Below are 12,426 nucleotides of genomic sequence, written 5' to 3' on the forward strand. Positions count from 1 at the left end.
CGGTGTTTGAGGGCTTTCCGGAGCCCAAGTCCCCGGACGTCGTCGTAGTTGCCCCGCCGACCCATAGCGCTCCCCTGCCAACCCCTCAGGTGTACCTGCAGTGGATCTATAACGCAGACGACTGGGAGGACTTCACCGTCGAGTGGGTCCACCAGTTCGGCACGTGGGCTGGGCGTCCCTACGTCCGGGTGCAGAGGATGGGTGGCGCCGGCGACCGCGGAGCGGACGTCGCAGCCTGCCTCTCCGAGCAAGGCACCGCGGGTGAATGGCACTGCTACCAGTGCAAGCACTACGCCAAGGCACTCGGGCAGGCGGACGCCTTCCCGGAGATGGTCAAAATCTTCGTCGCGAAGATCCTCGGCACCTACGAGCTGCCCACACGGTACGTCTTCGTCGCGCCCAAGATCGGCACCACACTGGAGCGACTCCTGCTCAACCCGCCACAGCTGAAGGACGGGTTCTTCGAGGCGTGGAACGACCAGGACTCCAAGCTTGGGAAGAAGCTCACCCCAGAGATCCGCACAGCTGTGGGGGAGCTGGCGCAGAAAACGGACTTCTCGATGTTCAAAGCCAGGGACCTCGAAGAGATTCTCGAACTGCACGCCGCGACTCCCCACCACGTAAGACGCTTCCCGAAACCGCTTAAGGAGCGCCCCGCCGCCGACCCGGCCCCAACCGACCAGGCCCCCCACGAAGCCGTCTACGTCCGCAAGCTGCTGGACGCCTACAACGCGAAACACGGCCTCGCCCTGGAAACACTGCAAGCGGCCCGCGACCATGCGAAGGTCAGCGGCCACCTCTTCCGCCAGCGTGCCGCCTTCTTCCACGCCGAGTCGCTGTGGCGTTTCGCGCAGGAGAGCGTCCCGGAGGCGACCTACACCGCGATCGAGACCGACCTGTACGACGCCGTGATCGAGATCGAAGACCGAGATCACGTCAGCGGCTACGCACGGCTCGAAGCCGTGCTCGACGCGGCGGTCGCCCACCAGCCGAACCCCGCGAACATCCTCGCCCCCGTGGTGAAGGTCATCGACCTCAAGGGCATGTGTCATCGCCTGGCCAACGCCGACCGGCTGACCTGGTGCAAAGAGGAGACCCCGTGACCGCTCTCAACAGCCCCGTGGAGGCCGGGATGCGTGCTCTGGTGCTCCTGTCGGAGACCTTCCCCCGCCGCCTGGACGTCGCCCAGCTCGTCTACCTGGACCACGCCATGCTCCACAGCGGCGACCTCGATCACGGCCCCGTCAGCCTCCACCCCGACCTCCCGGCCAGCCCCGGCGAGCTCGGCCTGCGCCGGCGCCTCATCGAGCAGGGACTCATGGTCCTGCTGCGCGCCGGCCTCGCCGACATGACGACCACCGACCACGGCTTCATGTACGGGGCCACAGACGAGGCAGCGAGCTTCCTCAGCGCCCTGGAAGCTCCCTATGTCGGCCAGCTCATCGAAAGAGCCGACTGGCTCACCAGCACCTACATGCATGAAGGAACGGACGTCCGCGAGGGCATGAAGCAGATCACCCAACGCTGGTCTGACCGCATCCACGTGAGCCCCGGCGACCTCGGAGAGGACGTCCTGTGATCAGACTGACGCTCGTCCACCTGACCTTCCTCGGCATGGACAAGCCCCCGGCGGCCGTAGAATTCAGTCCCGGCCTGACGGTCATCTACGGAGCCTCCGACACGGGCAAGTCCTACGTCGAAGAGGCCGTGGACTACATGCTGGGCGCCAGCGAACTCAAGTCCATCCCGGAAGACGACGGCTACACCCGCATCCTCCTCGGCCTGCATGTGAGCGACGGCCGCAGCCTGACCCTCTCCCGCGCCGTCGGCGGCGACACCATCGAGGTGTTCAACCGCGACCTCCGAGACGTCCCTTCCCAGCCGGCCGATGAGACCCTGGGCTACCAGCACAACCCCAAATCGAAGAAGAACATCTCCCGCTATCTGCTGACCGTGCTGGGGATCGACGGCCGAAGGGTTCTCCAGAACTCGACCGGCAAGGCGCTGCCGCTCAACTTCCGGGACCTGGCCCGCCTGGCCGTCGTCAACGACACGCGTATGGCCGACCAGAGGTCCCCCGTGCTCGGCACCCGGATGCCCCAGAACGAGACCAGGGAGAAGTCCGTCTTCAAGCTCCTCATCAGCGGAGAGGAGGAGCCGGAACGACCTGCAGCGCCCAGCAATCTGGAGAAGCAGTTCGGCAAGGGCAAGATCGCGGTCATCGACCACCTGATCGACGAGAACCGCGGAAGGCTCACGATGGAGGCGAACCAGTCTCAACTGCGGGAGCAGCTCGAACGCCTGCAGGCTGCCCTCGGCGAGGTGACCACCGCCGCCGTCGCCCTCGCGGAAGTCCGCACCAGCCTTCTCCGTGACCGCCGGGGCCTGGAAGAGATCAACCTCGCCGCCCAGAAGCACGGTGACGAGGTCCAGCAGCTGCTGGCACGATTCGCTCTGCTGAAAGATCAATACGAGTCCGACTTGGCCCGGCTCCAGATGGTCGGTGAAGCCGGGACGCTCCTGGGCTACTTCCACACCGGGACCTGCGTCTTCTGCGGTGCCGAGCCCCAGCACCAGCACCCGGAGCACCACCTCGCCGAGAGCACGCAGCTGGCAGCGTCTGTATCTGCCGAGACACGTAAGACAAAGGATCTGCTCAACGACCTCCTCCTCATGATCGAGGACTTGCAAGAGCAGGCAGCGGACATCGAATCGGCCCGCGCCGCCCGAGACGAAGAACTCACGCACAACGCTGCGGAGCTCCGCGCACTCGATCAACGGATCCAACCGGTCGACACGGACGCCACCGAACTGCTGAACGCCCGCTCCCGGGTGGAAAACGAGCTTGCCCTGCACGTTCAGATCGAGCAGCTCGAAGACCTCAAGGCATCGCTGTCCACCATGGCTCCTGCTCCGCCAGCTGCCCGCCCCGACGGCATCCCCGCCGCCGACGTCGCCGACTTCGAGCGCATGATCCATGAGACCTTGGAAGCCTGGCATGTTCCAGGAAGCAACCAAGTCCGCTACGACCCGACGACTGCCGAGCTCTCCGTTGACGGACAACCGCGAAAGAGCCGCGGCAGGGGCATGAGGTCTATTCTTCACGCCGCCTTCGCCGTATCACTCGCGCGCCGGAACACAGCCCGCGACCTGATCCACCCGGGCTTCGTCGTGCTTGACACTCCGGTTCTCACCTACCGCCGGCCCGAAGACCCTCACGAAGACTGCCCCGAGCTCATGACCGCCGACGTCGCCGAGAACTTCTATCGCGACCTCCTGGAGAATCCGCCGGGTCAGGTCATCGTGATCGAGAACCCGACACCGCCAGCGAGCATCAGAGGGCGTGCCACCGTCCACGCCTTCAGCGTGGACGGCTCGGAACGCCAAGGATTCTTCCCACCCCGATTCAGGCAGTGAGCACCAGCCCCACAACGGCAGCCGGGCGTGCCTTGGTCAGGTCCCGTCGACGCCGAGCTTCGTGAGGCGGCGTGTTGGTCGGTGGTGAGCTCCCTGCGCCTGCAGCGATGGTCCCATCAACGCGCCGACCACGACCGAGCTGAACGCCTGAATGGTCCCCCGGACACCGGCTACCTCGAGGTCACGACCCGCTGCTCCCCGCGCCCGCGGGGATGGATCCTGGGGGCGCACGCGGGGTCTCCAGCCTCATCGGCTGCTCCCCGCACGCGTGGGTGCGATCTCTCGGGTTGGTGTCGGTGGTGGTGAGAGTCGGTCGCGCTGGTCTGGGGATGGGTGTTGCGGGGCTGGTCAGTGGGTGTTTACGGGTGGGCATGCCGCTGTCATGGGGTGAGAGGTTGTTGGGTGGGATCGCTGTCGTGGGGCTTTATCGCATGGCACCTGATGTTGTCTCAGGTTCGAGAGTTCTTATGCGGTGAGGTGGGCCCGGCCAGTGTGATCGGGGCGTGGATCAAGAGGTAAGGGCCGGCCGTGGGCCTGTGCTGCCCAGGGGGTTAGTGGTGCGTCGTCTGCTGGAGCGGCAGCAGGCGGGGGAGTTGGCCACGCGGCATGTGCGTGCGGTCGGTGAGACGGTGGGTGTCTCGGAGCGTACGGTGTGGCGCTGGTTGGAGCAGGCGAAGGCGACCGGGCAGGTGGAGGCTCCGGTCCGGCAGGGGTATGCGGTGTCGGACGATGTGTGGGCGCTGCTGGGCGAGGTCGGAGGGAACGTCGCTGAGCTGAGACGCCGGCTGGCCGCGGCTGGCGGGGCGTCGGTTCCGTCGGCGTCGACTCTGCACCGGGTGATCCGCAGGGACCGTCGGGCGGGGCGGGCTTTGCTGACCGGGCGGGAGCCCGTGGTGGCCGGGTCGCGCCGGCCGGATCCCCTCAGCGAGCTGGGCCTGAACGTGGTGGCCGAGCAGGGTGGCGGTGGGCAGGTTTTTCTGCGGGAGCAGAAGCATCTGGCGCAGGTCCCGGTCCTGGTGCCGGGCGCCCAGGTGGTGCACACGTCCGCTGTGCGGTCGGTGTTGCGGACGGTCGCGCACGCGGCCGCGGTGGGGGCGGTGGTGTGTCTGTACGGCGACGCCGGTCAGGGCAAGACCGTCGCGTTGCAGTACGCCCTGTCCCAGCTGCCGCACCCGGCCCGGGTCCGCCGAGTCCATGTCGGTGTGCATCCGACGGTTCCGGAACTGCGCCGGGTACTCGCGGACGCTCTGGAGCTGGGCAGGCGGCTGCCGCGCGGGGCGGGGGAGGCCGACCTGACGCTGGTGAACGCGCTGCGGCAGCCCCGCGTGCTGGTCCTGGACGAGGCACAGCGCCTTCCGGGACCGGCGCTGGAGTTTCTGCGCGGGCTGTGGGACCACCCGGACACGGATACGGCACTCGTGCTCGCGGGTGCGGGCAGCGAACGGGCGCTGCGCCGGGTACCTGCGCTGGCCTCTCGGGTGCTGACCTGGGAGCTGGTGCCGCGCCTCAGCCAGCGGGAGGTGGCCACCGTGATGGCTGCCTTCCACCCGCTGTGGGAGGACGTGACCGCGGACGATGTCGCGTGGGTGGACGAGCATGTGGGGCACGGCAACTTCCGGACCTGGGCGAAGCTGACCTCGCACCTGACCGCCGAGACCTACGGCAAGAGCCGGGCGGTGGTGGACCGCCGGATGCTGGAGCGGGCCTGCGCACGGCTCATGGGACCGCTGTGACCGGCGCGCCCGAGCCGGCAGAGGACGCTTCCCGCTTTGGCGCGCACGGGGAGGGACCGGGCGTGCGGGGAGGCCTGCCTTCTTCCTCCCTGTCGGCGCTGCGCGGCCCCGCCGTGCGCCGGCTGCTCGCCCTGCGGCAGGAGCAGAAACTGACAACGCGGCATGTGCGGCTGATGGCTCAGTCGTTGGAAGTGACCGAGCGCACGGTGTGGCGGTGGCTTGCCGCTGCCGAGCGTGACGAGTCCGCGGCCGCGGAACCTGGGGCGCGAGCCCAGAGCAAAGACCGTTTCTCCGTCACCCCGGAAGTGCGCCGCCTGCTGGCCTTGTGGAAGGGCAACGTCGCGGCGGTTCATCGTGAGCTGGCCGCTCGCGCGGCCAGGGGAGAGGGGGATCCGCCGCCGTCGATTCCGACGCTGCATCGGGCGATCCGCCGTGATCTGTCGCCGGGGGAGCGGGCCGGGCTTGCCGGTGGTGAACGTGAGGCCCGTAAGCATGATGTGTTTCTGGCTCGGCCGCGGGGCTGGCGTAACCAGGTGTGGGAGACCGACCACATGCAGGCCCCGGTGCTGGTCGATGTCGACGGCAGGGCCCGCAGGCCGTGGATCACCTGGTTCACCGACTGCGCCACCAATGCGATCACCGGTGTCGCGGTGACGCCGGTGCATCCGTCGCGGGAGTCGGTGCTGGCCGCGCTGCGCTCCGCGGTCCTGCGCGAGGACCCCTACGGACCCCTCGGTGGCCTGCCCGAGAAGGTACGCGTCGACCGAGGCAAGGATTTCCTGTCCCGGACGGTGACCGCAGCGTTCGATCTCCTCGACGTCACTGTGGAGGACCTGCCCGCCTACACCCCGCACCTCAAGGGCACCGTGGAGGGCCTGAACCGGGCGGTGGAGAGCATGTTCCTGGCCGCGCTGCCCGGCTACGTCCGTCAGCCGCGCCCCGGCAAACGGCCTTCCCGCCCGAAGGACGAGGTACTGCTCAGTTTCGAGGACTTCACCGCCCGTCTGCTCGCCTGGACACGGTGGTGGAACACCGAACACCAGCCCGCGCCGTTGCGGGGCCAGACCCCGCTTGAGGCGTGGCAGGACGATCCCACCCCGCTGCGGGACGTGCCGGCCGCGGATTTGTGGACGTTCACCCTGGAGGACGCCGGCACCCGCACGCTGACCACTCGCGGCATCCGCTTCAGGAAACGCGACTACGTGGGCCAGTGGATGACCGGCCATACCGGAATTCAGGTCCGGGTCCGCTTCATGCCCCACCACGACCACCGCATCGAGGTCTACCACGTGGCCACCGGCCGCTACCTGGGTCCCGCGGACCTGGCCGACCAGGCAACCGAGGCGCAGGCCAGCGCGGTACGGCGGGCGCGGGCGGCCCGCGCCCGCCGCTTGAAGAAGGATCTTCAGGCTGCCCAGCGCGAGCGCTATGCCGCCTCCACGCAGGCCGAAGCCCCACAGCGGCTCGGCGCACTGACCACCGCCCAGGCCGGGAGCGAACTGGCCCAGGCCACTGACACTGACCTGTCGGACCTTGCGCTGCCGGACCTCATCCCGCCAGCCGCGCCGCCAGCCGACTGGCGCACCCCTGCTTCCCTGGCCTTGCTGACCACGCCGGGCCGGCCCGCCCCGCGCCCGTCCGACCGTGAATCAGCCTCTGCGGTCCCCGACGGCCCGGCAGGACGGGCCGCGCCTTCCACCACCGACGAAGACGGAGACGCCTCGTGACCGCGGCCACCTACCAGTACGTCGACTTGCCTGATGCGTCCGTGGTTACCACCCGCGCTCTGCTCACCGCGCGGGAGAACATCGGCGATACGGTCGCCGCCCGCGCGATGATGTGCATTCACGGCGGCGCCGGCTTCGGCAAGACCCTCGCCGTCAACACCTGCCTGCGTGAACTCGAGCCCGGCGAGGACGTCCGCAAGATCACCTTCCGGGCCCGGCCCACCGCCCGAGCGGTGCGCTACGAGCTGTTCACCGCGCTCGGCCTGCCCGGCGAGCCGCCGCGTCACCCCAGTGAGTTCGACCGCCTGCTCAAGACCGCACTGGCCGAACGCCCCCGCACCTTCCTGGTGGACGAGGCCCAGTGGCTCAACGGGGAGGCATTCGAGTACTTCCGCTACCTGTGGGACGAACCCGCCACACAACTCGCGATCATCTTCGTCGGCGGCGAGGGCTGCCACACCGTGCTGCGCCGCGAGCCGATGCTGTCCTCCCGGATCTTCATCTGGCAGCACTTCACCCGCCTCACCCCGAACGAGGTCCTGGAGGTCGTCCCTCTCTTCCACCCCATCTGGCAGGACACTGACCCCGGCGACATCACCTTCGCCGACGAACACGCCACCCACGGCAACTTCCGCAACTGGGCAAGACTCACCGCCCATCTGCGCACCGCCCTGGCCCGCACAGGGCGTGCACGAGTGGACCGGGAGGTTCTGAGGTGGGCCTTCAGCCGCCTGGGATGACCGCCGACACGACTCCCTGCGCCGCGACCGAGCCTCACCGCCCTTCGACCACGGCCAGCGGACAGCGTGTGCCCGTCCACACGCCCCCGACCCCGGCCGCCGCGACGGCGCCGGCTTCCTTCGTCCTGTGAGGAATGACGGATGGTGCAGGTGATCCGGGAGGGCATGGTGGCCCATGCGGTGCTGGTGGAGCGCCTGCTGGCGATCGACGAGGCAGGTCGGCTGCTGGGCCCGCATCGCCAGGCCGCGGCGCACCTTGCCCGGGTGCCGGTGAAGACGGTGACCCGCTGGCTGTGGCAGGCCCGCGACCAGCCCCCGCCCCGGGCCCGGGCGGCTCGCGCGGGATGGTGGCTGAAGGCCCCCGCCTGGGACGAGATCACGTGGGCACGGATGGATGCCCTGGTGGCAGCCGAATGCGACCTGCGTTGGGCCCGAAAGCAGGGTCCCCGCCCCACCGTCGATCTGACCACCCCCTTGTACCGGGCCCGCCGTTGCCCCTGCGAGGGCGACCACCCCTTCACAGCCGGCCCCGGCTGTGCCGCGGCGGGCGTGACACGCTGATCCCCGAAGCGGACGTCGTGGTCACCGAAGCCTTGGAACAGACCGCCGCAGCTCTGCGGCACGTCGTGGCCGCCGGCGGCGTGATGAGCATCGACGGCGCCCCGGGAGCCGGCAAGACCATCGCCCTGCAGTACGCCCTCTCCCTCCTGCCACCCGGCCCGGACGTGCGCCGCGTCCCGATGCCCGTGGGCGCCACGGTCTCCCAGCTGCGCCACGCGATCGCCGAAGCACTCACGCTCACCGTGCGCCAAGACAACCGACGCAACACCACTGACCAGGCCCTGGCCACCGCGCTGCGCAGTCCGCACGTGCTGGTCTGCGACGACATCCAAAGGCTCTCTCCACCCACCCTGGAATACCTGTGCCGCCTGGCGACCCATCCCGAGGCGCCCACCACCCTCGTCCTGACCGGAACGGGAAGCACCCGAGCCCTGCAGCGGATTCCGGAACTCGCCTCCCGCGTCCTGGCCCGCCAGTACATCGCGCCACTCACCCCCGCCCAGACACAGGCAGCCCTGCCCGCCTTCCACCCGATGTGGGACAGGGTGCCGCCCCAGCACATCGCCCGGGCCGACGAACGCTGCGCCCGCGGCAACTTCCGCGCCTTCGCCCAGATCACCGCCCACATCATCGATGCCGTCCTGACAGACCCCCTGACCCACTCCGGCGGCGGCCTCATCGAAGCCGCATGCCGCCGACTGGGCAGCTAGCGCAGGCACGTGGCGGTTCGCAGTCGACGGCGTCGCGGCGACGGCCCGGGACGGCACATCAGGCCGGTCGTCTCGCTGGGGATGACGTGCGACCGTCACTGCCATGCTCACGCGACATTCAGAACCCTTATTTGCATCCCCTATGCGGATTTCGCATTCTGTGGTGCTATGGTCGCGGCCATGATGGGCACGGAGGACACCCTCAGACTGACGGTGTCCGCGCTGATGACGCGGACCGGTGAACGACAGGGCGACCTCGCCGCCGCCCTCGGCCAATCGCAGGCGCAAGTCTCGCGCAAGCAGGCCGCCAAGAGCCACTGGTCCCTGGAAGACCTCGACCTCCTCGCCGCGCACTACCGGCTCCACGTACTCGACCTGCTGGCCGGCCCCACCCACGCGGTGAGCGTTCTGCACGGCGCCGTCCCCAGCCTCCAGGCCGGCACGCCCACCTTCCCCGCACCACCCGCACCACGAGTACAGACCCCACTCACCGCCACGGAACCGAAGACCAAGCCGGATCAGGCCCCGCCGATCAAGCAAGACCTGCCCCAACAACCGCCAGCGTCCGTACCCGTAGTCGTCACGGGGCCGTGCGTGCTGTGCGGGCAGCCCGCCCTCCACGAACTGGACGGTTTCCCGCAGCACCTGACTGCGGAGGAGTGTGCGGCGGCTGTCGCCGCCGCAGGCACGCCACAGGCCCCCGCCGCCGCTCCGGCCGCCGAAGAGGTCCCGGCTCCCGCAGCTGAAGTCGCCCCGCCGTCGGCGGTCGCCGAACCCCCGGTCGCTCCGGCCGCCGCAGCCGATCCCACCATGACGGGCACCCCGGCCGCGTCCGCCGAGCCGCTCGCTTCGCCGGCCGCCCACCCCAAGTCGCCCGTGCCCGCTCCGCCGACATCGCCCGCCGTGCAGGAGCCGGCTCCGGTACGTCAGCGCTCTGCCCCGGGGTACGCCTCCACCACTCTGGTCGAGGAGATCACCGACACGGTGCACGAGGTCCTGGCCGCATGCTCCGGCGACGTCGACACGGCACACGCGGAGCTGGTCAAGCGCGCGATCCCGGACGTGATGAAGCTGCTGAAGAAGTCCCGCGTGGGCGGCCGCTACGAGCACTCCGAATTTCCCCCGACCGACGGAATCTTGCAAAAGCGCTCCCAGAAAGGCGCCGACGAAATCTGGGAAGGTCGCCCGAAATGGCGTAACAGAGAACTTTTCGCAGCGGCGAAGAAGGGCGAGCTGATCGAGGTGACCGCCCTCGACATGAACGCGGCCTATCTCTCGGCACTCAAGTCCTGGCTCCCGATCGGCCAGCTCCTCGAAGACACCAGCGGCGTGCACAACCCGAAGAAGGCGGGCGTGCACCTCATCACCCCGGCCGACTGGGACCACCCTGACCTTCCCAACCCGCTGGGCAACCGCATGGAACCGGGGGAGCTTTGGGTCAGCGAGTCCACCCTGCGCCTGCTCCTCGACTGCGCCCGCCAAGGTCTCACGGACGCCCCGGTCATCCACCGCTCCCTTGTCTCCGGAGCCTCCGAAGCTCTCCTGGAGAAGCTCCGCAGGGCTCTGGCTGAGTCCCGGAAAACCGCCCTCGCCGAGGGCGACGAGGTGACCGTGGCCTATGTGAAGGCCATGTATTCGAAATTCGTCTCCACCATCGGCGAGTCGAGTGCGAACAGGGAGCTGCGCCGCCCGGACTGGATGCACATCATCCGTGCGAAGGCGTTCGCCAACCTGTGGATGAAGGCCCACAAGGCACACAAGGCCGGACTCCAGGTCGTCGAGATCTCCGGCACCGACGAGCTCCACGTCGTGGGAGACTGGCGCCCGGTGTTCCCTGAGGGCCGCGATCTGAACCAGGTCAAGGAAAAGACCACCTACATCCTGGGAGGTAAGCGCTGATGGCCGGATCGCCCGACCTGTGGACCCGATGGGGAGAATTCGGCAAGTTCAATTCTCGCGGAATGAAGGGCGGCGAGGCCCTCATCCTCGAACTCAACCGGATCGTCTACTCCTCCGGCATCGCCTCGCCCATCACCACCAAACGAGGCCTGGGCGCCCGCCTGCGCTACCTCGACAGCCCCGCCGGCCGCGCCGCGCTGAAGGACCAGGGCGTCACCGCCCGCACCATCCGCGCCTGGATGCGCGGCAAGTCCACCCCCACCGCGGCGAACCGCGAGCGCATCGACAGCGCCTACTGGCACCGCCGGCGCGTGAACCTGATCCGCTCCGGATGGCTCAAGCGCCACCTCGACAACAACGGCCGTGGCCGCCGCATGGAGATCTACCCCGTAGACCAGACCCACGTCCCCACCGAACGAGCCCGCCCCAACCTCCAACAGCGCTCCATCACCGTCCGATACATCTGGGGCGACCTCGTCGATGCCTGGGCCGCCCAGGACGCCCACACCGTCGACGAGATCTGGGACGACGTCATCAGCGACCTCGACTCCGACTACAACGCCTACGCGCACGTCTCCTCGGTCGGCATCGGCGCCTGAGCAGATTCCCCCGGGCCCCGGCGATGGCTGCTGCCGGGGCCCGGCTTCGTGTCGACGGACTGAGGTTCTCTATGCAGTCACAGGTACGGTCACACGAGAAGTCACACAAGCCAGCGTCACGCGCCTGACCTTGGGAAACACCCTGCAACCCCAGCCCGTCTCACGACTGTGACCACGGGCGGCCCCGGCGCGGGCTACCACCTGAAGTTCGCGGACGAGATGTACGCCGTGGACTCCTCGGGCGCCTGACAGAAGGGCTGCCGCAAACAGGACGGGAGAGGTCGAGGACGGGGGTGTAGGGCGGGGACCGCGGTGCTCACGGCGGCTCGTCGGCCGGCAGCTGGAGGGCGGGTGCGCTGCTTGGTTCCCGCACGGGCCTACGCACTCGTGCGAGAAGGCGACCGACTCATGGCCCTCATCTCCGAATACGGAATCCTCATGCGGATTCCGTCTCGGAGATGAGGGCCTTTCTTATGCGGTTTCGGTATGGCGTTTGGTGGGGTGTCAGCATGAGTTTCTGAAAGCGATTTGGGGTTGCGTCATGTGGAGTTGCGGGTTTGGCATTTGACAGATGGCCGGCACCTGCTTTTCGGCCCAAAAACCCTACTCATCCTCTTTCGGCGATTCTTTTTGGTTTAGACCACTTGCGACGGGGAGGTCCAAGCCTTCACACTCCGTGTGACTGGTTTCTGGTCAGATGTCAGCTGGACGGAGAGAGTGACCAGAGCCCGTACTGCTGCTGCAAGGGAGCGCCGTAGCGCGACCCGGTAGCCTCCGGCCCCGCAGGGGACCGGAGGCCCCACCACCCGGGATCCAGACCCTAACTAGCCCTATGAACAGCAGAAATGCCCCCGCAGGGGGCATGGCACCAAAGGGCCGGCCTCCCACAACAGGCCCGCAGGCCCGGTCCAACCGGCCGGCCCCACAGTCACCGCAGGTGACTGCCCGTCGGATCACTCCACCTGGCGCCGCGCAGCGGCGCGGCAGCAGTGGGAGTGACGCAGTCACTCCGCGTCGTGTCTCCGCAGGAGACCGCGCGC

General features: G+C 68.6%; 10 protein-coding genes. All 10 read left to right on the forward strand.

All coding sequences use genetic code 11. The features are described 5' to 3' along the window. The first annotated feature begins 2 nt into the window (after positions 1-2). The 10 genes from ACFYXU_RS36530 to ACFYXU_RS36575 all read left to right on the forward strand — a co-directional run bounded on the left by ACFYXU_RS36530 (position 3) and on the right by ACFYXU_RS36575 (position 11,386). Positions 3-1,103 carry an ABC-three component system protein gene (locus ACFYXU_RS36530; RefSeq protein WP_389462040.1) on the forward strand — a complete coding sequence of 367 codons (1,101 nt, stop codon included), beginning with the start codon at positions 3-5 and terminating at the stop codon, positions 1,101-1,103. Beyond that, complete coding sequence (locus ACFYXU_RS36535) at positions 1,100-1,579, forward strand: ABC-three component system middle component 2 (RefSeq protein WP_389462042.1); 480 nt, start codon at positions 1,100-1,102, stop codon at positions 1,577-1,579. The genes ACFYXU_RS36530 and ACFYXU_RS36535 overlap by 4 nt, the downstream gene beginning before the upstream one ends. Further along, the gene (locus ACFYXU_RS36540) at positions 1,576-3,417 is read left to right on the forward strand and encodes a hypothetical protein (RefSeq protein ID WP_389462044.1); all 1,842 of its coding nucleotides are present in this window, start codon (positions 1,576-1,578) and stop codon (positions 3,415-3,417) included. The genes ACFYXU_RS36535 and ACFYXU_RS36540 overlap by 4 nt, the downstream gene beginning before the upstream one ends. A gap of 557 nt (positions 3,418-3,974) precedes the next feature. Beyond that, a complete protein-coding gene (locus ACFYXU_RS36545) occupies positions 3,975-5,150 on the forward strand; it encodes an AAA family ATPase (protein WP_389462046.1) in 1,176 nt (391 codons plus the stop codon). Positions 5,151-5,263: 113 nt separating this feature from the next. Beyond that, positions 5,264-6,877 carry a Mu transposase C-terminal domain-containing protein gene (locus ACFYXU_RS36550; protein ID WP_389462074.1) on the forward strand — a complete coding sequence of 538 codons (1,614 nt, stop codon included), beginning with the start codon at positions 5,264-5,266 and terminating at the stop codon, positions 6,875-6,877. A 41-nt stretch (positions 6,878-6,918) separates the two neighbouring features. Continuing rightward, positions 6,919-7,617, forward strand: coding sequence for an AAA family ATPase (locus tag ACFYXU_RS36555; protein WP_389462048.1), 699 nt, complete (start codon positions 6,919-6,921; stop codon positions 7,615-7,617). A gap of 141 nt (positions 7,618-7,758) precedes the next feature. Next, positions 7,759-8,178, forward strand: a complete 420-nt coding sequence (locus tag ACFYXU_RS36560) for a hypothetical protein (protein ID WP_389462050.1) — start codon at positions 7,759-7,761, stop codon at positions 8,176-8,178. A 17-nt stretch (positions 8,179-8,195) separates the two neighbouring features. Beyond that, positions 8,196-8,888 (forward strand): AAA family ATPase, encoded by a 693-nt coding sequence (locus tag ACFYXU_RS36565; RefSeq protein WP_389462052.1) that lies wholly within the window; start codon positions 8,196-8,198, stop codon positions 8,886-8,888. A gap of 180 nt (positions 8,889-9,068) precedes the next feature. Further along, complete coding sequence (locus ACFYXU_RS36570) at positions 9,069-10,787, forward strand: acyltransferase (protein ID WP_389462054.1); 1,719 nt, start codon at positions 9,069-9,071, stop codon at positions 10,785-10,787. Between the two features lie 62 nt (positions 10,788-10,849). After that, positions 10,850-11,386 (forward strand): hypothetical protein, encoded by a 537-nt coding sequence (locus ACFYXU_RS36575; RefSeq protein WP_389462056.1) that lies wholly within the window; start codon positions 10,850-10,852, stop codon positions 11,384-11,386. The last annotated feature ends 1,040 nt before the right edge of the window (positions 11,387-12,426 follow it).

Origin of the sequence: Streptomyces sp. NPDC002232, from assembly GCF_042890295.1 — a bacterium.
GTDB lineage: Bacteria > Actinomycetota > Actinomycetes > Streptomycetales > Streptomycetaceae > Streptomyces.